Source organism: uncultured Methanobrevibacter sp. (assembly GCF_902769175.1).
Taxonomy (GTDB): Archaea; Methanobacteriota; Methanobacteria; order Methanobacteriales; family Methanobacteriaceae; genus Methanobrevibacter.
The window spans coordinates 78370-100988 of the sequence record NZ_CACXNW010000008.1 but is presented as its reverse complement, the minus strand read 5'-3'; the positions used below and the strand labels follow the sequence as shown (position 1 = coordinate 100988).

The 22619-nt window shown below is 30.9% G+C and carries 18 protein-coding genes; 13 read left to right on the top strand and 5 right to left on the bottom strand.

Annotated features, from left to right (window positions below; all coding sequences use genetic code 11):
* Window positions 1–284 precede the first annotated feature (284 nt).
* The 5 genes from comB (at window position 285) to QZV12_RS03930 (ending at window position 5434) form a co-directional block, all read left to right on the top strand.
* Window positions 285–1073, top strand: coding sequence for a 2-phosphosulfolactate phosphatase (gene comB / locus QZV12_RS03950; protein WP_295617539.1), 789 nt, complete (start codon window positions 285–287; stop codon window positions 1071–1073).
* Window positions 1074–1219: 146 nt separating this feature from the next.
* Window positions 1220–2386 (top strand): TraB/GumN family protein, encoded by a 1167-nt coding sequence (locus QZV12_RS03945; protein ID WP_295617536.1) that lies wholly within the window; start codon window positions 1220–1222, stop codon window positions 2384–2386.
* Between the two features lie 124 nt (window positions 2387–2510).
* Window positions 2511–2771 (top strand): DUF1922 domain-containing protein, encoded by a 261-nt coding sequence (locus tag QZV12_RS03940; RefSeq protein WP_295617533.1) that lies wholly within the window; start codon window positions 2511–2513, stop codon window positions 2769–2771.
* A gap of 339 nt (window positions 2772–3110) precedes the next feature.
* Window positions 3111–4457, top strand: a complete 1347-nt coding sequence (locus QZV12_RS03935; protein WP_295617530.1) for a hemolysin family protein — start codon at window positions 3111–3113, stop codon at window positions 4455–4457.
* 35 nt (window positions 4458–4492) lie between these two features.
* Window positions 4493–5434, top strand: coding sequence for a calcium/sodium antiporter (locus QZV12_RS03930; RefSeq protein WP_295617527.1), 942 nt, complete (start codon window positions 4493–4495; stop codon window positions 5432–5434).
* Between the two features lie 294 nt (window positions 5435–5728).
* Here QZV12_RS03930 and QZV12_RS03925 read toward each other — a convergent pair whose 3' ends face one another.
* The 4 genes from QZV12_RS03925 to QZV12_RS03910 form a co-directional block, all read right to left on the bottom strand.
* On the bottom strand, window positions 5729–6589 hold the full coding sequence (locus tag QZV12_RS03925) for a TIGR00269 family protein (RefSeq protein ID WP_295617524.1): 861 nt from the start codon (window positions 6587–6589) through the stop codon (window positions 5729–5731).
* Between the two features lie 232 nt (window positions 6590–6821).
* Window positions 6822–7316 carry a solute carrier family 23 protein gene (locus tag QZV12_RS03920; protein ID WP_295617522.1) on the bottom strand — a complete coding sequence of 165 codons (495 nt, stop codon included), beginning with the start codon at window positions 7314–7316 and terminating at the stop codon, window positions 6822–6824.
* Entirely contained in the window at window positions 7309–8160 is an 852-nt protein-coding gene (locus QZV12_RS03915) for an NCS2 family permease (RefSeq protein WP_295617519.1), read from the bottom strand. Before QZV12_RS03915 ends, QZV12_RS03920 begins: the two co-directional genes overlap by 8 nt.
* A 114-nt stretch (window positions 8161–8274) precedes the next feature.
* On the bottom strand, window positions 8275–9369 hold the full coding sequence (locus QZV12_RS03910; protein WP_295617517.1) for a DegT/DnrJ/EryC1/StrS aminotransferase family protein: 1095 nt from the start codon (window positions 9367–9369) through the stop codon (window positions 8275–8277).
* Between the two features lie 308 nt (window positions 9370–9677).
* Here QZV12_RS03910 and QZV12_RS03905 point away from each other — a divergent pair, with 308 nt between their 5' ends.
* The 5 genes from QZV12_RS03905 to QZV12_RS03885 all read left to right on the top strand — a co-directional run bounded on the left by QZV12_RS03905 (window position 9678) and on the right by QZV12_RS03885 (window position 16175).
* Window positions 9678–10889, top strand: a complete 1212-nt coding sequence (locus tag QZV12_RS03905; RefSeq protein ID WP_295617514.1) for a tRNA (guanine(10)-N(2))-dimethyltransferase — start codon at window positions 9678–9680, stop codon at window positions 10887–10889.
* Between the two features lie 660 nt (window positions 10890–11549).
* Window positions 11550–12029, top strand: coding sequence for an Lrp/AsnC family transcriptional regulator (locus QZV12_RS03900; RefSeq protein ID WP_295617511.1), 480 nt, complete (start codon window positions 11550–11552; stop codon window positions 12027–12029).
* Window positions 12030–12532: 503 nt separating this feature from the next.
* Window positions 12533–13450 (top strand): GTP cyclohydrolase MptA, encoded by a 918-nt coding sequence (mptA, locus tag QZV12_RS03895; RefSeq protein ID WP_295617506.1) that lies wholly within the window; start codon window positions 12533–12535, stop codon window positions 13448–13450.
* Window positions 13451–14051: 601 nt separating this feature from the next.
* Window positions 14052–15644 (top strand): AarF/ABC1/UbiB kinase family protein, encoded by a 1593-nt coding sequence (locus tag QZV12_RS03890; RefSeq protein WP_295617503.1) that lies wholly within the window; start codon window positions 14052–14054, stop codon window positions 15642–15644.
* 66 nt (window positions 15645–15710) lie between these two features.
* Complete coding sequence (locus tag QZV12_RS03885; RefSeq protein WP_295617499.1) at window positions 15711–16175, top strand: hypothetical protein; 465 nt, start codon at window positions 15711–15713, stop codon at window positions 16173–16175.
* An 869-nt stretch (window positions 16176–17044) separates the two neighbouring features.
* On the opposite strand, the gene QZV12_RS03880 is transcribed toward QZV12_RS03885, so the two are convergent.
* Complete coding sequence (locus QZV12_RS03880) at window positions 17045–17317, bottom strand: zinc ribbon domain-containing protein (protein ID WP_295617496.1); 273 nt, start codon at window positions 17315–17317, stop codon at window positions 17045–17047.
* A gap of 214 nt (window positions 17318–17531) precedes the next feature.
* Here QZV12_RS03880 and QZV12_RS03875 point away from each other — a divergent pair, with 214 nt between their 5' ends.
* The 3 genes from QZV12_RS03875 (at window position 17532) to QZV12_RS03865 (ending at window position 22564) form a co-directional block, all read left to right on the top strand.
* Window positions 17532–17720 carry a hypothetical protein gene (locus tag QZV12_RS03875; RefSeq protein ID WP_295617493.1) on the top strand — a complete coding sequence of 63 codons (189 nt, stop codon included), beginning with the start codon at window positions 17532–17534 and terminating at the stop codon, window positions 17718–17720.
* A gap of 56 nt (window positions 17721–17776) precedes the next feature.
* Window positions 17777–18493, top strand: coding sequence for a hypothetical protein (locus QZV12_RS03870; protein ID WP_295617490.1), 717 nt, complete (start codon window positions 17777–17779; stop codon window positions 18491–18493).
* A gap of 63 nt (window positions 18494–18556) precedes the next feature.
* A complete protein-coding gene (locus QZV12_RS03865; protein ID WP_295617487.1) occupies window positions 18557–22564 on the top strand; it encodes a right-handed parallel beta-helix repeat-containing protein in 4008 nt (1335 codons plus the stop codon).
* Window positions 22565–22619: the final 55 nt, after the last annotated feature.

The following is a 22619-nucleotide window of genomic DNA, read 5'->3' as shown; positions in this document are numbered from 1 at the left end:
ATTTATCTGCTTATTTTTTTAAGAGTTTATACTTTAATTAATTTTATAATCGCTTAATGATTATAAATATTTTTTATTAAATTTATGATTATGCTAATGCTAATTAAATATTTTAATAAAATTTATAATTACGCTTAATGCTAATTAAATATTTTAATAAAATTTATAATTACGCTTAATGCTAATTAAATATTTTAATTAATTTCATAATTATGCTTAATGCCTATTAAATATTATATATTAACAAATATAAATGTTATATTAAAAACTAATGAGGCTAAAAAGTGAAAGTAAGTTTAAGTTTTGAAAAAGGCACATCAAAAGACATTTCAATCATGGTTGATGCCTTAAGAGCAAGCACCACTATAACAAATGCTTTAGATAAATTTAAAGAGATATACCCTGCATTTTCAGCTGAACAGGCAATTGAAATAGCTAAAGAAACTGATTCAATCTTAGCAGGTGAACAGAAAGGTAGAAAGATTGAAGGATTTCAATTAGGCAACTCTCCAAATGAAATTAAAAAATACGAAACAGACAAGGATTCCTTAGTTCTTACAACAGGCAATGGAGTGAGAATTCTCGAAGGAATGGAATCAGACATCGTATTGGTTGGAAGCTTTATCAATGCAAAAGCATGTGCAAAGGCAGCATGTGAACTTGCAACAGACCATATCGAACTTGTTATGGGAGGAATCATTAGAACTTTTGCAATAGAAGACTATTTGGCTTCAGGTGAAATATTATACTGGATTCAAGAGGAATTGAAAAATAGAAATGAAAGCATTGATGTTAATTTTAATGACAAGGAAATCAATGATTCAAACTACTTTAAGGAAGAAAGAGGAATAACAGAATATGCTCTTTCAGCCATTTTAGCAAGCAGAGACCAAAAATTGGTGGAAAAAGCTTGCATTAAATCCAAATCAGGACGTCGTCTTGCTTCCTTAGGCTATGAAGAGGATGTCCAATTATGTATAAATAAGAACATTACTGATAATGTTGGAATTTATCAAAATGGAAAAATCACATTATACCAATCAAAAGTGAATAAATCTCAAAAATATAAATAAGATTAGTTAATATAATAATATAATAAAAATAACTTAAACAGAAATAATTTATAAAGGGACAAATAGTGAAATACTATAAACACAAATCTATAAAAACTGATTAAGATAAAAAACTAAAACATAATAAATTTAAAAGAAGGATTCTAATGATTAGAGAATGTTTAAAAATTATAGGAACTGCACACGTGTCACAAAATAGTGTAGATGAAGTAAGAGCCGCTATTTTTGAAGACCAACCTGATGTAGTTGCTATTGAATTGGATAGGGGACGATACCAAAAATTGATGAATGAGAAAAACGGTGTCGTTGAAGATGATCAGATTCATATTACTAAAATCATTAAAGAAAACAAAGTAGGTGTTTTCTTGGTTACAACAATCCTTTCCTATATGCAAAATAAGATTGGAGAGGATGGGGACATTAAGCCTGGTGCTGAAATGGTTGGTGCAATTGAAGCGGCAGAAGAAGTAGGCTGTAAAATTGCTTTGATTGACAGAGACATCAATATCACCTTGCAAAGAGTATTGAACAGCATGACAACTTGGGAAAAGATGAAATTCATCTATGGATTGCTTGGATCCGTATTCTCTTCAGAGGAAGAAGAGATAGACATTGAAGAATTAAAGGAGCAATCCAATATAGAACAGGCTATGGAATACTTTAAGGAAGTCTCACCTGGAGCATATAACGCACTTGTTAAAGAAAGAGACGCATATCTTGCAAAAGGAATATTAGGCATTCCGGAAGATAGGGTAATAGCTGTTGTAGGTGCAGGACATAAGGAAGGAATAATAAATTACTTGGATAATCCTGAAACCTTGCCGTCTTATGCTGAATTAAATGGCACTGAAAAAAAAGGTGGAATCCCTTGGCTTAAAATCATTTTGGCATTGATTCCAATTACTTTCATAGTAATATTTTTTCTTGCATGGATGAATGGAATCAACATAGAAGGAGATATTGAACAATTCATAGTAATCAGTATGATAATGGGTTTTGTTGGGTCTATAGTATCCGGTTCAAAACTCCAATCTGCAATTATTGGAGGATTAGTTGCTCCACTAACAATCATTCACCCATTGCTTGCTGCAGGATGGTTCTCAGGACTTGCAGAAGCCAAATATAGAAAAGTTAGAAAACAAGACATTAACAACTTAGGCAAAATCGAAAGCTTTAGAGACTTATGGAACAATAATATTATAAGAATTTTGCTTGTAGTGGTTGGAACTAACATAGGTGTTAGTATAGCAACACTTATCATATTGCCTTCAAAGGTATTTATCCCATTATTCATGAAAATATTTGGAGGATAAAAATACTCCAAAAAATTAAACAAACTAAATGAAAATATTTGGAGGATAAAAATTCTCCAATAAATTAAATAAACTAAAATAATTAAAAAAGAAATAAAAAACTGATAAATGAGGTTAATTTAAGATGTATTTAATATTTAGATGCGACTGTGGAAGAGTCCTTTATGCTAAAAAAGGAGTAGCTACAAGAAAATGCACTTGTGGAAAAACAATTAAGGTTAAAAGTCGCAGAATCCTTGCAAAAGCAGAAACTGCACAGGATGCTTCATATGCTGTTCAAAAGATGCAAGAGGAAATCTACGGAGGAACCATGTTTAAAACTGCAGAACAGTTTAAGGAAGATAAGTTCCTAAATAGATTAGATAAGAAAATGAAAGAGCTTTAATTGCACAAATAATTTGAACTGAAAAATAGCTAAAAATAAATCTGCAGATTAAACAAAATATTGACTTTAATTAAACCAATAAAAAAAATCTGCAAATAAATCAAAAAATTGATTTATATTAATCAAATAGAATATTATCAAATTCATGAAAAATATATCAAAATTATTACAATATTATAAAAATAATATAAATCAATTAGAATAAAAACATTAAATTTATAAATATAATTAATAAATAATTATATGTTATTAAAAAAATTCACTTTTTTAATATTAAATATTATTTAAAAAACTATTAATTTTTAAAAAATTTTAAAATAAAAATTGTTTAAGGACTTAATGGAAATGGACTCGATAATCATAGCGGTTGAAATTTTAATAATAATAATTTTAATCGTGTTAAACGGACTTTTCTCCCTTGCAGAAATTGCGGTTGTATCAAGTAGAAGAATTAGAATGCAAAAAATCGCAGATGAAGGGGATGGAAGAGCTAATGCTGTTTTAAACTTTATGGATAATGTCAGTGACTTTTTATCCACTGTACAAATTGGTATAACATTCACTGCAATTATCACAGGGGCAATTGGTGGAACTACTTTTTCTGAACCTATGGGTAATTTTTTAAGCCCGTACATACCTTACAGTTACCAATTAAGCTTCATATTTATTATTCTTGTAACTACATACTTCACAATTCTTATTGGTGAGATTGTGCCTAAAAGAATGGCATTGAATGACCCTGAAGGATATTCCTTGAAAACTGCTAAATTCATGCAAATAAGCTCATGGATCTGCAAACCTATTGTCAGATTGCTTGATGGTTCAACAAATCTTGCTCTTAGAATCGTTGGCTCCAAGCCAAAAGAAGATGTTGTAACAGAAGAAGAAGTCAAGCTGCTCATTGAAGAAGGTATTGAAGATGGAACTATTGCTGAAGAGGAAGAAGACATCATTAAAAGAGTGTTCCGTCTAGATGACCAAAAAGTGGATATGATAATGACCCCAAGAAGTGAAATCATCTGGATTGATTTGGAAGATGACTTGGAAGAAAACAAGGAAAGAATCATAAACAGTAAAAGATCCATTTTCCCTGTTGCTGAAGGAGAATTAGATGATTTCATTGGTGTTGTTCAAGCAAAAGACCTTTTAAGTGAAATGTTCTTAGGTAAAGATGTGGATATTAAGGCAACTGTTAAATCCCCATTGGTCGTTCCTGAAAATATGCTTTCAATGGACTTGCTTCAAGAGTTTAAGGAAAACAGGGAATATGTTCACATGGTGCTTGTTGTAGATGAATTCGGAAGTGTTGTAGGATTGATTACACTAAACGACCTTCTTGAAGGAATCGTAGGAGACATTCCAGGTATCGATGAGGAAGATGATCCTAAAGCAATTGAAAGAAAAGACCACTCTTGGTTAATAGATGGCAGATTCTCTATAGAAGACTTTAAAGACTTATTTGAAATTGAAAAGGAAATGCCTAACGAAGTGGAAGATGGATATACTACAATTGCAGGATTCATCCTTTCACATGCAGGAAAAATACCTGAAGCAGGAGATATATTCCATGAAGGGAAATTCACCTTTGAAATTGTAGATATGGATGGAAACCATATTGATAAGATCTTGGTAACAGTCAACGAAGAGGATGCAAACAAATTAGACCTTGAAGGCCAAGAGGAATAAGAATTATTAGAATTATCTGACACGGAGAAAGAAGAATGGAATTATTAATACAAATAGTTTTACTTATTGTAGGATTTGCGCTTTTAATCAAAGGTGCAGATATATTTGTAGATGGTGCAAGTAATGTTGCATATAACTTAAAAATACCTACAATTATTGTAGGGTTGACAATTGTGGCATTTGGTACAAGTGCACCTGAAGCTGCAGTGTCAATTACTTCAGCATTTGCTGGAACCAATGCAATTTCTTTAGGAAACGTAGTAGGAAGTAACATATTCAATATATTAGCTGTTATTGGTATTTCTGCATTGATAGGGACCTTAACTGTAGACAAGGTTTTAATTAAAAGGGATTTTCCATTTTTAGTCATTTCAACAATAGGTTTGCTTATAATAGCTGTAATGTTTGGAGAAATAAGCAGACTCTGCGGAATAATCTTTTTAATAGTCATTATTGCTTATGTTTATCGTCTTGTTCAAGAAGCAAAAAAGGACAAGGAAGCTATGTCTGAAGAGATTGAAGTTAAGCTTTCAATACCTAAAGCAATTGTCTACATAATAATCGGTATTGTTGGAATCATAATCGGTTCTGATTTGGTTGTAGATGGTGCAAGTTTTATTGCAAGTGCATTTGGATTAAGTGATGTCCTTATCGGTCTTACCATTGTTGCTATAGGAACATCCTTACCTGAACTTGTTACCTCAATCACTGCCCTTAAAAAAGGAGATAATGGAATTGTAATTGGTAATGTACTTGGATCAAACATATTCAATATCCTATTCATTTTAGGTATAAGCAGTGCAATCATGCCTTTGCCAATCGCTCCTAGAATGGTAACAGACATATTTATAATGACAATCATTACAATTATAGGTGCAGCATTTGCTTACAGTCAAAATGAAGTTGATAAAAAAGAAGGAGCAGTATTGGTTGCATTATTTGTACTTTATATGACATTTGTCATTTTAAGAAATTAATATTTAATTTTCTTTTTTTTGACAAAATTTACTTTGTTCGTTTATAATGAAACATTAGAAATTAACCAAATAAATTCTAAATTTTATTTGTTAGTTTATAATGAAAATTAGAAATTAACTTAATAAATTCCAAATTTTATTTGTTAGTTTATAATAAAAATAGAATCAATTTTAAAATATCTTTTTTCTTTTTTATTAAAAAATAGTTAAAAATCTATTTTTTTATGAAAAAACAGACAAAACAAGCTTATATTATATTTTTTAGCACATTAAAAAACATCAATATGCCTATTTTTATTTACTAATATTTTCTTCAACAATATCCTTAATCTCACAAGCTTTACATATCTTACCTGATGTTGGCTCACCACATCTTTCACATTCATTCAACACGGTTCTCACATTTTCAACATCAAGTGTCTTAATGAAAGAATTCAATACATTCTCTTTAGTTCCAGGATGCTTTGATTCAGTATTGTTTAAAAACTCTTTTATCTTTGCCCTTAATGATAGATTGGAATAAGGACACTCATCCAAATGAATCTCAATTCCATTTAAGATTGCCCACATTCCCACCTCTTTTTCAGGTGTGTTCCATAAAGGCTTGATTCTTGGAACCAGCTTTTCATGAATCTGATCCAACTCTGGTCCAAACTTAGAGAATTTTACAGTATCTCCTCTTGAAAAGCTCATCAAAAATGATTGGATCTCATCATCAAGATTATGTCCAGTTGCAATCTTATCTGCACCGATTTCATAAGCGGTCTTATTTAAAATATTACGCCTGAATACACCACAAGGAATGCAAGCGCTTTTAAAATAAGAATAAATATCATCCAATGCAAACCCTTCCTCTTCCTTAAAGGACTTTTGGATAAGGGGAATGTCTAAAAGCTTTGCATTATTTACTGCTGCATCAATTCCATGTTGACGATATCCTTCAATTCCCTCATCAACAGAGATTGCAAGCAGTTCAAAATCAAAGCTACAATTAAGCTGATAATTTTTAAGTGCATGAAGAGTCAATACACTATCCTTACCTCCAGATAATGTAATAGCTATCTTTTCATTCTTCTTAATCAATTGATAATCATTTATCAAATCATCAATCCTTGAGAATATCCTATGATTAAATTCCTCTTTATTTACACTCATATTATCACTTGAAAATTAAAAAAAAATAGTTTTTTAAACTAAATAAAAAATAAAAGTCATTAATACTTCTTATATTCCAACAAGTATAAAACAATAACTATGAATTCATATTATATTCCAACAAGTATAAAACAATAACTATGAATTCATATTATATTCTTGATTTTAAATCATAATCCAAAGAACAGGAAGAGTAGAAACTATGAATTCATATTATACTCTTGATTTTCAATCATAATCCAAAGAACAGGAAGATTAGGAACAATATGGAAAGCAATTTCATACCTAAGTTCAATTCCCCATACCTTCCCATAGCTATTGTTGCTGCAGAATAAGTTACAAATCCTAAAGCAATTCCTAAAGCAATGGAAGAAGTAAAGCTCATCATGAAAATTGTTGTCAATGCGGATATGATTGTTACGTTATCATGCCAGTCTATATCCTTTAGTTGTGACAGTATCATAAATCCTACTACAATAAGTATAGGAGAAGTGATTACTTGAGTGAATAAACTTAAAATCAATGGAGTGAAGAATATGGAAATAAGGAAGAATATTCCTGCAAAGAGGGAAGTTAAGCCAGTTCTGCCACCTATTCCAATTCCTGCAGCACTTTCCACACTTACAACCATAGTGCTTGTTCCAAAAATGGATCCTATAATTCCTCCTAATGCTTCACCTGCAAATATTCTTTTAGCATTGTTAGGTTTTCCTTCCTCATCAATCAAAATCTGCTTCTCGTGATAAGGAAAATACAGCCCCAATGGTGTCAAATAATGTGACAAACAAAAGAGAAAATAGCATCACTATCAAATTTGGAATATTTGAAAACAGCTGACCGAATCCACGTAAGAGTCCTCCAAAAATGGACCAATCCAAATTGGCAGAGATTACTTGAGAAGGGATAGAAGGCATAAAATAATGGCCGTCTCCTAAACCTAAAAATGTGCATAATAGACCAAAAGCCAATGTAATCATCAAACCTAGGAATATAGAGCTAGGGACCTTTTGCAAATAGAAAATCATATTAATTACAATTCCCAGTAAAACCACCAATGATGGAACAGTAAGTAAATTGCCTATTGAAACCAATGTGAATGGGTCAGAAACAATCAATCTTGAACTCTGAAGCCCTACGAATATTAAAAACAGCCCAATACCCGAGCCAATCCCTATCTTTAAGTCTGGAGGAATGATGTTTATTATAGTATCTGTTAAACCGGAAACAGTGATTAGCAAAAACAGTGCACTAGAAACGAATACTGCTGCAACTGCAGTTTCCCAACTATTGCCCATTGATAAAATAATCGTATAATTAAACATTGCATTTAATCCCATACCTGGAATTAAAACAGCTGGGAAATTGGAAATAAGACCAATAAGAATACATGCAATACATGAGGCAATAGCTGTAGCAAAAATAACCGCTGAAGGGTCCATTCCCCCTTTAGAAAACATAGAACCATTAACACCTAAAATATATGCTGCAGAAAGGAAAGACATGACCCCAGCAATAAATTCCCTACTAATGGTAGTGTTATTTTCTTCCAGTTTAAAGAATTCTTTTAACATAATATGCCTCAGAAAAGTTAAAAAAATTAGGTTAGCAAACCTATAAAAAATGATATTTCTTAAAAAAAAAAACAATAATCTTAAAAAAAAATAATATTAATTAAAGAAATTTAATTAAAAAAATTCTTTAATTACTTTAATCATATAATCCAAGTCTTCTTGACTAAGCTTTGCATGAATTGGAAGGGACAATACCTCTTCAACAATTTCATCAGTTACAGGAAGAGCTTGGTCATAGCCCATTTCCTTATAAAGGACTTGATTGTAAAGTGGAATCGGATAATAAATACCATTTCCAATGCCATTTTCAATTAGATAATCAGAGAATTCATCTCTTTTTCCATCCTTAATCTTAATTGTGTATTGGTGGTATACATGCTTGCAGCCATCCTTTACAATTGGAGTTTCAATTGCATCGATATCCTTCAATCCTTCATCAAGGCATTTGGCATTTGCTATTCTTTTGTCATTAAAGCCATCTATTTTCTTAAGCTGTTCCAAACCGATAGCTGCTGCAATATCAGTCATTCTGAAGTTGTATCCCAATACATCATGATGATATTTAGTTGCAGACCCATGAGCCCTATAGATTTTTGCATTTTCTGCAAATTTTTCATTATTGGTGGTAATCATACCGCCTTCGCTTGTGGTCATGTTTTTTGTAGGATAAAAGCTGAAGCAAGCCATATCCCCAAGTTGACCAACCTTTGCACCATTGTATTCAGCACCATGTGCCTGTGCAGCATCTTCTATAACAATCAAATCATGGTCTTTAGCGATTTTCATTATAGCATCCATATCTGCAGATTGACCGTATAATTGAACAGGCATAATTGCTTTGGTCTTTTCAATAATTGCATCTTCAATTTGAGATGGATCAATGGTAAAGGTTTCAGGGTCTATGTCTACAAATACTGGCTTTGCACCGGGGTATAAAATGGAATTTCCAGTAGCTGCAAATGTGAATGGAGTGGTTATCACTTCATCACCTAAGCCAATTCCAGCTGCTAAAAGAGCTACATGCAATGCAGAAGTTCCGGAATTGGTGGCAATACCATATTTTGCTCCAACATATTTTGCAAATTCTTCTTCAAATTCAATTACTTTTGGTCCTTGTGCAATCATACCAGATTTCATTACATCAATGACTGCATTTATTTCTTCCTCTTCAATAACAGGGCTAGCTATTGAAACTTTAATGTCTGCCATACTTTTCACCTATAATGAATAAAATAATCAATTAAAATCATGGGATTTATTAAAATTCAAATAATTTAATTTAAAAATTTTTTTGTAGTTAAATAGTTTATAATGATTATTTATTTTTAATATTATATTAGTTTTACTTTATATTCTTGAAAAATAATAGGAAATACCTATAAAAAACAAAAAATAAACTAAAAATATCTAAAATTCATTAATTTATTTAAATAAAATGAAAAATAAATATTCAATAAGAACATTAAAAATAGAAAAAAATCATAAATCCATTATCATAAAACATTAAAGGGAAAAACATGGAAACCAATCACAATTATCAAAATAATTACGATACTGAAATTAAAGAGTATAGTGAAGATGAATTGACAATCATTGAAGAAGGAAAAGTAAAAATAAAGTTCCCAGACTTTGAAAAGGTTTCATCTGATGCTCCTGTTTTTTACAATCCAAGAATGGAATTCAATAGAGACACCTCAATTTTAGCCCTGCAAGCATATCAAAAGGAAGTTGATAGACAAATCAATATATGTGACCTCTTTGGAGGAAGCGGAATAAGAGGGATACGATATAAAAAGGAAATTGATGGTGTGGCAGATGTTGCCGTAAATGACATCAGCCCTCTTGCCAATGAGTTTACAAGAATCAATGCTGAATTGAATGAAGTTGAAGTTGAAATAGACCAAAAAGAGGCAAACAATGAATTAAGAACAAATATGGGAAGATTTGATGTTATTGACATTGATCCATTTGGAACTCCATCCCCATTTGTAGACTCAGCAGGATACAATTTAAAAAGGGATTCATTGCTTTGCTTAACTGCAACAGACACATCCTGCCTTTGTGGAACATATGTAGAGCCTTGCATTAGAAAATATAATTCAAAATCATACAAAAGCGAATACTGCCATGAAAATGGTGTTAGAATTCTCATAGGCTTTGCAGCATTGACCCTTGCAAAGTATCAAAAGTATATTGAAGTGAAAATGTCCCATAGCAGTGAACATTATATGAGAACCTATCTTAAGGTAAGAAAAGGATCTAAAGCTACAGACAAGTCATTGAAGAATATTGGATACATTGCACATTGCAAACATTGCCTTCACAGAGAGGAGCGTAAGGGGCTTGCAACAAGTGTGCCAGACATATGTCCAGAATGTGGTGAAAAATTGATAGTTGTAGGGCCAATGTGGCTTGGACCTGTGCAAAACGAGGAATTCATCGATTCAATGATAGAAATAGCTGAAGAAAAGGAGCTTAATCAAAAGGATAAGGTTTTGAAATTATTGAATGCATGTAAAATAGAAGCCAATACACCAAGCACATTTTATGATATCCATAAGGTATGCAGAGTGTTGAAAATTAGCGCACCTAAGTTTGATAAGGTATTTGACAAGCTTGAAGAAAAGGGATTTGTTGCTGTCAAAACACATTACAGCCCACTTGGAATCAAAACCGATGCAACAAATAAGGAATTGATGGAAATTTTAAAAGAGCTTGTTGATGAGTAAATCAGCAAGTTCATTTATAAAAAAACCATTAAACATCACACACCACTAAAAAAAAACCAAAAAAACAGTACACATAAGCAAACATCACCCCCACCCCTGAAAAAATCCAAAAAATAGTTTCTATAAGTGCATACAATCGACATTTTTTTGAAAAATTTCCAAAAAAATTTAAATTAAATACGAAACTTAACAATAAGTATGAAAAATTTTAGATAAAAATAAAATTAAAATGGATTATACTTAACTCAATAAAGAAATAAAAGAATATGCATCGAAATTTAGACAAATTAAATAAAAATATGCGAGTAAAATCAAATCTAATCATATATAATCGAATTTATCAAATTATAATTGTATAAATAAAGAATTAACTATGTAAAATTATTAGTTGTCAATTAAAAAAATGATATAAAATTTAAATAAAAAAATATTTATTATATAATTAAATTTTTAAAAATCAATAAAATTTATCAAAATATAGAAAAAAATAAGGAATAATAAGCAAAATAAATCTAAAAATTTATATATAAAAATTAACAAAATTAACATTGTTAAAGAAAAAACACGTTAATAATTATTTAGATAAAAAATATTTTAATTTTCTTGAAAATTATATATTTTTTCTACAATAATTAATAACCAAAATTGAAAAGTGAAATTATGTGTGCAAAAAAGAACGAAGATATAATTAAACTAGACGAAACTGATATTAAGATTCTAAAGATCATCAATGATGATGTTAGAATTTCATACAGACAAATATCCCGTGATTTAGGAATTTCCGTAGGAACTGTACACAATCGTATTGACAAAATGCTTAAATCTGGTGTTATTGAAAAATTTGCACCAGTGCTAAACCATAAAAAATTAGGTTATGCACTTACAAGCATTATTGGAATTAATGTCAAAGGCCAAGAGTTAGAAGCTTGGGAACAAGAAATCTCCAACAACAAAAATGTTGTAGGTCTTTATGATGTTACTGGTCAATATGATGCAATTGTCATTGCAAAATTTAAAGATACCGATGAATTAGACGTGTTCCTTAAAGATTTACTCAAATCTGGTTGTATTGAAAGAACAATTACACAAACTGTACTTAATATCGTTAAAGAAGATATTGGATCTGCAAATATCCTTTAATTCTTTAAAGTCAATTAAATTTTTTAAGAATAGTAATTAAATGTTTTTATAATTAATACCCCCTTATTTCTTTTTAATTATAAAATATTTTAATTATTATTTTTTTATTACTATTTTTTTATTTTTTGTTTGCAAATTTTATTTAATTATTATTCTTTATTACTATTTTTTATTTTTTTACAAATTTTAAAAAAACTATTTTCTTATATTAAACTCCATAACATCAAAAAAAAACATATTTTTATACTATTCTAAGTTCATAAATTTTTTAAAATCAGGAAATCATTTTTAAAACAAAAAAATTATACTAATTTTTCAATAGCAAAAATTTCAAAAATTTCAATAATTTAACTAAACAATATTAAAAAAAATCTCAAAATCACTATTTTTCATAGAAAATTATATAAAACATATAATAAAAGATATATAAATGTATAAATATTAACATTAAACAAAGCAAAAAATTATATTTATATTAATAAATTATAAGAAGGTAAACAAAAATGGTAGTTTGTCTCCCAGACACACAAGATGATGAGCCACATATACCTATTCACTTAAGCAGAGTAGGTGTCACTCTTAAAAGAAAAGAAAAAAGACCAATCATATTATTACCTACTTTTGATGCTTTTGTAGATTTGCCAAGCACTCAAAAAGGTACACATATGTCTAGAACTCCTGAAGCTATCAGTGAAGTTGTTGATGAAGTTGCTAAAGGCGACTCTGACGGTGTTGAATCACTTTGTGCAGATATCGTAACAAAGATGCTTGATAAACATGAATACGCTAAACGTGTTGAAGTGAACATGGTAAGTGACTACATGTTTATGAAAGACTCTCCAGTAACCGACAATAAATCTCAAGAAATGGCTAAATTAATCGCTCATGCTGTTGGTATAAGAAATGATGACGGATCCGTTTCAATTAGAAAGGCTATTGGTGCTGAAGTTACCGGAATGACTGTCTGCCCATGTGCACAAGAATCCGTAAGGGAAGTTGATAAAAGCAACTTACTAAAATTCTTAGATGAAGAAACCTGTCAAAAAGTATTGGACACTGTAACTTTCGCTTCTCACAACCAAAGAGGAGTGGGAACCATATTAATAGAAGTTCCTGAAAAGGAATACATCGATGGTGAAAAATTGATTGAAATCATTGAATCCTCAATGAGTTCACCTATTTCAGAACTTTTAAAACGTCCTGATGAAAATGCAGTTGTTATGACTGCTCATAAGAATCCTGTATTTGTAGAAGACTGTGTCAGAACAATGAATGAAAAGATTGTTAAAGAATTTTCATACTTGCCTGACGACACATTAATCACTACAAGACAAGAAAACCATGAAAGTATTCACAGACACAATGCTTATGCAGAAAAAGTTTCTACTTTAGGCTCCCTTAAAGAAGAGCTTAATTTATAAGAAAATAGTTTTAGTTAGGTTTTTTAAATTTAATTTAAAACTAAATATTTTTTCTTTTTAAAAGTAAATATTGCTTATTTGCTGTAATTTTTAATTAAATTAAACACGACCTATTTTTTAAAATGGATAATCTTAGTTAGCATAAGGTTTAAAAAACTAATTTTAAAAACAATAGCCTTAGCCAAAACAAGGCAAAAAACTAATTTTAAAAACAATAGCCTTAGCCAAAACAAGGCAAAAAAACTAATTTTAAAAACAATAGCCTTAGCCAAAACAAGGTAAAAAAAAAAACTAATTTTTAAATGAAAACTTATCCAATAATAAGTGAAAAAACTAATTCTTAAATTGATAAGCATAACAAATATACTGTTTAAAAAAATATTTTTAAAGTCATTCCATCTCTTTTTTAACATTATTTAATAATATAAAAAATTAATTTTTTTCATTTATTTTTAGACATAATACAATAAGATTTCATAATGCTTATATAATATTCACAATATAATTTAGAATAAGATAGTTAAAAATATATTAAATTAACTATTATTTAAATTAACTAATCATTTCTTACAAAGACAAATGTATTAAATCAAGTGATAAAATGGCAAAAGAAGACAAAAAAGTTTCAAGACAACGTTTTGATGAAATTATGGGCATTGCTAAAAAACATCATTTAGCAAAATTATTAAAAAACAACGAAGATGACGACGACTTTGAAGTTTCCGATTTAAGATATGCAATGGAAGAGTGTGGTCCTGCATTTATTAAATTAGGACAATTGCTCGCTACAAGGCCAGATTTAGTCGGTAATGAAATAGCTGATGACTTGAAGCTTCTTAGGGACAACACACCAGTAACTCCTTTTGATGAAATGAAAGCAGTTATTGAAGAAGAACTTGGAAAACCACTGGAAGAAGTGTATTCTGAATTTAATGAAGAGCCTCTTGGTTCAGCATCAATTGGACAAGTGTATAAAGCAACATTAAAGGAAAGCAATCAGGAAGTTGCAGTTAAAGTTCAAAAGCCAGGTATCTACGATGTTATCGTACCTGATGTAAAAATATTAAACAAATTAGTTGGAACTGTAGATAAGCATATTTCAGGATCAAGAACATATAACTTGCCTGCAATGGCTAAAGAATTTGAAAGATCCATCTTTAAAGAATTAAACTATATGGAAGAAGTTAAGAATATTGGTAAAATAACCAAAAACTTTAAAGATGTGGAATATATTAAAATACCTGAAGTCTATCCGGATTACTGTTCTTCTAAAGTCATAACCATGGAACTTATTGATGGAATTGAATTGCCTGATTTATACGACAATGAAATCGAAGGTATTAACAATAAGGAAATTGCCCAATATGGATGCCAATCCTATTTGAAACAAGTATTGATTGACGGATTTTTCCATGCAGACCCACACCCAGGTAACCTATTTGTAACTCGTGACAATAGGCTATGCTACATTGATTTCGGAATGATGGGAGTAGTTAATGATACCTTCAGATCAAACTTCTCACAATTAATATTGCTTCTCTTAGGTGGAAACTCACACCACTTAATCAATCAATTGCTTTACATGAACATCATCACTCCAGAACAAAACACTGAAGAGTTTAAACAGGATGTAGATGACTTATTGAACTCATACATCGGTGTTGACCTGGACCAAATGGACGGCATTTTTGATGATTTGATGAATGTCATGATTAACCACAACATCATTCTTCCAAGAGAATTTGTAATGATTGGAAGAGGTATGCTCCTCATTGAAGAAGCAGGGGACAAATTAGACCCACACTTTAACCTTACTACAGAACTTGAAACATTCGCTAAAAAGATGATTAAAACCAAGTTTGAACCTGGAAACCTTGTAAGCGGAGGATTCAACTATATTGTGGAAATTGAACATTTATTAAAGGACTTGCCAGACAGACTTAACAGCACTCTTGATAAACTCGAAAAAGGAGAATTAGAGTTGAATATGAACCATACTGGCTTAGACGAATTAAAAGATCAATTATCCATATCATTAATCGTATCTGCATTGCTTATTGGTTCATCCATTGCAATTTTAGCAGACAAAGGACCAAGAGTTTGGGATATTTCAGCTATTGGATTCTTTGGATTCCTAATCAGTGCAATTCTTGGAATATACATCATTATTAAATTCATCCACACTGAAAAGTAAATCTATGAAAACAAATGAAGAAACTGAAAAAATAGGATTTGCATAAAAAAAATTAAAGGTGCAAAAATGTTTAAAAAAGCAATAGTAATATTAATAATAGGTTTTTTAGCCATAACTGCAGTTAATGCAGCAGAATTTATAATCAATGATGGTTTTACTCCAGTCAACGAAAATTATGCAATAAATGAACAAGAGAATATGTTGTTATACACTTGGGATTATGACGACGAATTAATTCGGCTTGGCTATTTGGAAAATGATACCGGTTACACCATAGTATCAGGAGACAACAATACATATAATGTCACATATCATAGCGGCAGCAATGTAAGTGATGCCATTTCCTATGTAACTTCAGGAAATATCAAAGTTGATTATGGTGTTTTGGAAGTAGCAGAAGTTGATGGAAAAAAATACATTTTCATGGTTTATAAGGAAAAGGGAACTGCTGAGGATATGCAAAAATGTTATGATGAATTGATGAAATTCAATGCAAACAATAATATTGAGCCAATTGCAGATGCGGTATAAAATCAATTATTTGGGAAAAATTCATTTTTTCCTATTTTTTTACTTTTTTAATTAATTTCAAACAAATGATTAAAACCCATCTAAATTTCTATTTTTAAAAAGAATCTAATCAATTTAATGATAAAATAAAGCACATATTAAACTTATTTTAGTAAAATAATTATTTTAGACCCCTAATTAGCAATTTTAAGATGCAAGTGAGCACTTACATGCGAAAACCTTTATATAAAGGGTTAAATAAATATACAATTAAGTGTAATTCACACAAAAAAAGAGGGAAAAAATATGAGTGTTATTTTAGGTATAAGCGTAATATTGGTTTCTATATCAATCGGATTAGCATATCTTTCTTACAATTTTGCAAATTCTGACGAAGCTAATATCGTTAATGAAATTCAAGTTAAATATCCAAATAAAATAAATTTTTACGGATAATCCTGGTTTGAAAAATAACCGTAACTTTTTTTAAAAATTTATTTTATTTGATTATAATCTATTAACAATTTTTTTATTCTAATTTTTAAACTATTTTTTATTTCTATATCTTAACAAATTTTTTTAAACTAAACAATTAAACTAATTTTATTAATCCAATAACTTAACAATTTTCTAAACCAAAAAATTAAACTATTTTTTGTTTCTATAACTTAACAATTTTTTAAACTAATTTATTAAACTAATTTTTGTCTATAATAAGCTATTTTTATCTTAAATTATCTTTTAAAAATAGGTGCATAGATTATTTAAACCATTATTTAAAAATAGAAAAGACATTGAATAAATTTAAATCAATGAAAAAAATGTTTGAAAGAATTAAAAAAAAAATTTAAAAAAAAGTAAAAGTTTTAAAGAATCAAATTAATTATAATTTAATCCTTAGCCCATCTTTTAAGTTTAGGGAAAATCTCATTCATCATTTGTAAAGCTTCTTCCTGATCCATTTCAGGATGAACTTCAGTCATTTTTTCACTGCAGAAAGCAATCATTTCTTCCATAGTTCCATCAGAAGTGAATTCACCATCTTTAAAGCAGCACATGCAGTAATCCTCATTTTTAGATCCATCTGCAGTGGTTCCATAAAGTTCTTCAGTCATAGGCATTGCACATGATTGACAGAATTTCTGATTTTCAAAATTTTCCATAATATCATTTTCCTATATTTATAATTATATTTTTAGTTTAAAATATTATATATATGTTGATTAGCATTTAAAAAGTATTATTATCATTAAAAACTGAAGAATTTCAAAAAAAATAATTAAAGTTTATAATATATTCAAAAATATTTAAAAAATAATATATAATATACCCAATAAAAATAAATTTGATTTTAGAAATTTCTAGGGGAAAACTTTTATGAAAAATAAAAAGCATTTATTTATACTGATTATCTTTGTCAGTTTGCTAAGCATATCTGCAGCCAGTGCTGCGGAATATGATGCAGATGACAGCATTAGCATAAATGATAATAATAAACTAATTTTAGAAGAAACCATTAACGAAGAACTTATTTTAGAAGACAACAACAATGATGAAATAACTTAGATGAAAGCAATGAAGCTGTTTTAAGTGAAGGGGAAGAACATTTAAGCTTTACTGACTTGAATACTACAATTAACGGCAATGAAGATGGTGAAATTTATCTAAACAACAATTACACCTTTAATCCAGATTCTGATTCTGATTTTGCAAATGGTATTAGCATTAACCGTAATTTAACCATTCATGGAAATGGATTTACCCTAAATGGGAATAATCAAGCAAGAATATTCAATATTACTGCAGAAAAGGTGACTTTAGAAAACATTATTTTCATAAACGGCCATACAGATGCGAATGGTGGAGCAATATTCATTAACGGTCCATTTGCAAACAGCATAATCAATTCCACATTCATCAACAACAGCGCTTACAATGGAGGTGCAATCTACATTAATGGTGCAAGTGAAAGCAATACAATAGGTGGAGAATTCAGAGACAATACTGCCGCAAACTGTGGTGGAGGAATTTACTTAAAGGACACTTCCACTGGAAATAAGTTTATTGCAGAATTCTATAATAATACAGCAAATGCAGAAAAAAGTGGAGGGGGAATATTTTTCCGCAATACTTCATCAAATGATTATTTTGAAAGCATTTTCATGTACAATAATGCAATGTATGGAGCGGGAATCTTTTTCAACTATGAAGCAAACAACAACATATTCAATAGCGATTTCAGATTCAACAAGGCAGGATCATGTGGAGGAGCAATGTTCTTCCGCAACAGGACAAACCACAACACATTCAAAGGAACTTATATAAACAACACTGTGTGAATGTTTTCTTGAACTCATTGTTCATGATTTTCATTCAAAGGAACTTATATAAACAACACTGGATTGATAGGAAACGGAGGAGCAATCACCTTTAAGGACGTTTCAGAAAACTCCCTATTCGAATGTGATTTCATAAATAACACTGCTGGAGATTATGGAGGGGCGGTAAACTACAGAGAAAGCCCTAAAAACATTACATTCAATACAAATTTCATCAATAACACTGCCAAGTACGGAGGAGGAATAAACTTCTTTGAAAGCTTTGATGAAGTTGTTTTTAATGGAGAGTTTAACGGAAACAAAGCAATCGAAAGAGGAGGAGGAATTGCTTCAAAAGGAGGAAAAATTGAAAATACAATATTTACAAATAATTCTGCATATTCTGGAGGAGCAATTTACTTAAACGGAACTGGAAATATTGAAAACTGCATCTTTAACGATAATAATGCAAGAGAAAATGGCGGAGCTCTCAACTTAGAAAATAGCACAAATACAGTGATTGAGAATTGTAGATTCAATAAGAACTATGGAAAACGTGGTGGAGCTATCTACAGCGAAAATGCCAGCATTAACTTAAGCAATTGTAAAATTGACAGCAATAGTGCAATGTATGCTATCATCTACTTACAATATGGAGAGCTTAGTACAGTTAATCTCTGTAACTTTACCAATAACAATGCAACAACTGGTTACGGATGTGTTTATTTCGCTTATAACAATGGAATAGTGAACAATTCATACTTTAAAAATAACACTGGAGCTTATGGTGTAGGAGTATACTTTTACTATGAAGGAATTGCTGAAAATTGTGCATTCATCAATAACAAAATGGAGGAAAATATTCTGCCGGGTACAGCAATCTATTTTGATGATGGATTTGGAAAAGTCAATAACTGTAATTTTACAAATAACAGCGGAGGCAATGCCCTGTACTTCAGCGATAATGCAGGAATAGTGAATAACTCTAACTTTAACTACAACAAAGGAGGAACAATTCATATCAATTCATTCGATAATTATGGGATAGTAGAAAACTCTAACTTCACAAATAATGAAAATGATAGATATACTCCAGGAGTTTACATAAATGGAAATGGAATGGTGAACAACTGCAATTTCATCAACCACACATCTCGAGGCATTGGAGGAGCGCTTTTTATTGGTTACGAGGGAATTGTGAATAATTCAAATTTCATTAACAATAGTGTTTCTGAAGGATATTCCACCCAAGGAGGTGCAATCCAAATTAATAGAAAAGGTACCGTAGATAACTGCAATTTCATCAACAACTCAGCATCTAGAATCGGCGGAGCAATCCTTTTTAATAGTGAAGGACATGTAAACAACAGTAACTTCACCAATAACAAAATAACTGGAACCGATAATAATCCGAAAGGAGGAGCAATCCATTTCTCATCATCTATAGCAACTATTGAAAACTCTAATTTCGACAGCAACCAAGCACCACATGGTGGAGCCGTTACTTTCTTTAACAACGGAACAATATACAATTGCAGTTTCACCAACAACAAAGCCCAACGTGGAGGAGCCATATATGCAGAGTATAATAGGGATTCATTAACAAACATAACCCAGTGTACTTTTGAGAGTAACAGTGCAGAAGCGGGAGGAGCAATCTATTATAAAAACCAACCCGACTTTGACGGTGGAAAGATACACATTGTTGATTCTAACTTCACAAACAACAATGTAAACAACTCTGGTGCAGCATATATAAACTGTGAAAATGGTGCTGTAATCAATTCCACATTCAACAGCAACACTGCAGAAAATGGTGGAGCCATCAAATGGCATGGAAAATATGGTAAAGTTTCTACTTGCTTATTCATAAACAACACTGCTACAATTAACGGTAGCGTATATTATAATGATTATGGTGAGAATAGTTATTCCAATTTCACCAATAACATACTGTTAAATAATGGGCCTAAAGAAATCATTTATGAGGTCTTTGAAGGCTCTAATGCAGATTACAATTGGTTTGGAAACAATGAACAAGATTTTGATCAAAAACCATATGACCAATCTAAAGTATGGCTATTCCTAAATGGAACTGCAGATCCTGAACAAATTCCTGTCTTTAGCACATCAAACATAATATTCAATTTATATGCATATGATGAGGCTACAGGGGAAATAACTGAATTCGATGATCAAATATATCCAATCACTCTAAGCTTAAGTTCAATCAACGGAACCCTCAGCAACAATACTGTTGGCTTAAAAGACACAATAAGCTATTCTCCAGAAAGATACGGCTTGGGAAGCGTAACTGCAAGCATAGAGAATGCAAAATCAACAATCACAATTGTAAGCATCCCTGAAGATGCAGAATTAGATGTCTCTATAGGAGACACTGTGATTGATTATGGTGAAAATGCAACTATACTTCTTGAATTCGATCAAAGAGCAACAGGAACAGTCAACATCACACTGAAAAGTAAAAAACAAGAAATAACCATTACAGAAAAAGAATTAAAAGGAAGCATCCCAATTTCAGGATTTAATGCAGATGAATACACAATCACTGTTTCATACTCTGGGGATGAGAAGTTCAAGCCAGAGACAAAAACTGCAAGCACAACCTTAACTGTAAACAAAGTAAACTCTACAGTAAATGTTAAAGATGCAACTACCGAATGGAATGTCCCTGTAAGCATCCCAGTATCTGTTGAAGGTGTAGAAGGATATCCTGCCACAGGAATGGTAATCGTAACTGTAGGCTGGGCAGAAGACAACATAAGCAAAGTATACTACCTTGAAGATGGCATGGAAAGTGTCACATTCAAAATCGATGAAACCGTTGGAGAATGCAAAATCACTGTAATGTACTTAGGTGATGAAAACTACTATGGATCAAATGCCACTGCAAGATTAACCATTACAGAATCTACAGACTTAATTGTAGAAGTGACAGACAACAGCCCTGTTGAAGGCCAAGACCTAATAATAACAGTCACTGCAACTGACGGCAGAGGTGAAGAAGTTCCTATCACAAAAGTCAACATAAGCATTGATGGCGGAGAAGTTCAAGAAGTTGATGTTGATGAAAATGGAAATGCGAACCTTGGTAAATTGCCAGAAGGTCCACATACAGTTGTCATCAGTGTAAATGATGGAGTGCATAAAGAGGAAACAGTTACAAAAGAAATAGTTGTAAATCCAACTGAAATCACCCCAACTGAAATTGTTGTTACTGTTGAAAACATTAGCTATGGAGAAAACCCAACAATTGAATTTACATTCAAAGACATAACCGGAACCCCATTAAGTGGAACCCTTAATGTAACTGTTGCAGATAAGGAATACCTGGTTACAGTAAATGCTGAAGGAAAAGGAACACTCACTATTCCGGATATCTTGCCTGCAGACACTTACCCTGTTGTAGCAATCTTTGCTGGAAACAAAACACATGCTGAATCCACTGGAACTGGATACTTCAACATAACTAAAAATGCAACCATGATTATCTTTGAAAACATGCAAACAAAAGCGGTTGATCCAAAACTCGATGGAAAAACAGGTGAATGGTTCTACTTCACATTAAAAGATGCAAATGGAAACCCAATAGCAAACACACCTATGGAAATCGGATTCAATGGTGTTGTATACACTTATGAAAAAGACGGAATCTGTACAGATGAAAACGGTGTTGCCAAATTGCAAATCAACCTTGGATACAAAGGAGATTACACATTTGCAGTATGTTACTTAGGAAACCAAAGTTATAATGCATCTTTTGTTGTTGCTAAGATTTCTGTAAGCTGTCAAACTCCAACACTTACAGTTCCAAACAAATCTTACGCCGCAAGTGCTAAAACAAAAATCTTAACAGCAACATTCAAGAATGAACATGGAAACCTCATTGTAGACAAGTGGATCAGCTTCACAGTAAATGGCAAAACATACAAAGCTAAAACCAATAGCAAAGGTGTAGCAAGAGTTAATGTAAGCCTAAACAAAAAAGGAACTTACACAGTTGTTGCAAAATGGGCTGGAGACTCTACATACAATGCAGTAAACAAAACAGCAAAACTGACAATAAAATAAAAAATCAAGATATTTTTAGAGCACACAACTCTAAAAAAAAAAGAAAAAAATACGT

What these genes read in the sequence shown, in the direction of transcription:
- QZV12_RS03945 (WP_295617536.1), top strand. Translation starts at nt 1,220, where the DNA reads ATGATTAGAGAATGTTTAAAAATTATAGGAACTGCACACGTGTCACAA.
- QZV12_RS03940 (WP_295617533.1), top strand. Translation starts at nt 2,511, where the DNA reads ATGTATTTAATATTTAGATGCGACTGTGGAAGAGTCCTTTATGCTAAA.
- QZV12_RS03935 (WP_295617530.1), top strand. Translation starts at nt 3,111, where the DNA reads ATGGAAATGGACTCGATAATCATAGCGGTTGAAATTTTAATAATAATA.
- QZV12_RS03930 (WP_295617527.1), top strand. Translation starts at nt 4,493, where the DNA reads ATGGAATTATTAATACAAATAGTTTTACTTATTGTAGGATTTGCGCTT.
- QZV12_RS03925 (WP_295617524.1), bottom strand. Translation starts at nt 6,589, where the DNA reads ATGAGTGTAAATAAAGAGGAATTTAATCATAGGATATTCTCAAGGATT.
- QZV12_RS03915 (WP_295617519.1), bottom strand. Translation starts at nt 8,160, where the DNA reads ATGTTAAAAGAATTCTTTAAACTGGAAGAAAATAACACTACCATTAGT.
- QZV12_RS03910 (WP_295617517.1), bottom strand. Translation starts at nt 9,369, where the DNA reads ATGGCAGACATTAAAGTTTCAATAGCTAGCCCTGTTATTGAAGAGGAA.
- QZV12_RS03905 (WP_295617514.1), top strand. Translation starts at nt 9,678, where the DNA reads ATGGAAACCAATCACAATTATCAAAATAATTACGATACTGAAATTAAA.
- QZV12_RS03900 (WP_295617511.1), top strand. Translation starts at nt 11,550, where the DNA reads ATGTGTGCAAAAAAGAACGAAGATATAATTAAACTAGACGAAACTGAT.
- mptA (WP_295617506.1), top strand. Translation starts at nt 12,533, where the DNA reads ATGGTAGTTTGTCTCCCAGACACACAAGATGATGAGCCACATATACCT.
- QZV12_RS03890 (WP_295617503.1), top strand. Translation starts at nt 14,052, where the DNA reads ATGGCAAAAGAAGACAAAAAAGTTTCAAGACAACGTTTTGATGAAATT.
- QZV12_RS03885 (WP_295617499.1), top strand. Translation starts at nt 15,711, where the DNA reads ATGTTTAAAAAAGCAATAGTAATATTAATAATAGGTTTTTTAGCCATA.
- QZV12_RS03880 (WP_295617496.1), bottom strand. Translation starts at nt 17,317, where the DNA reads ATGGAAAATTTTGAAAATCAGAAATTCTGTCAATCATGTGCAATGCCT.
- QZV12_RS03875 (WP_295617493.1), top strand. Translation starts at nt 17,532, where the DNA reads ATGAAAAATAAAAAGCATTTATTTATACTGATTATCTTTGTCAGTTTG.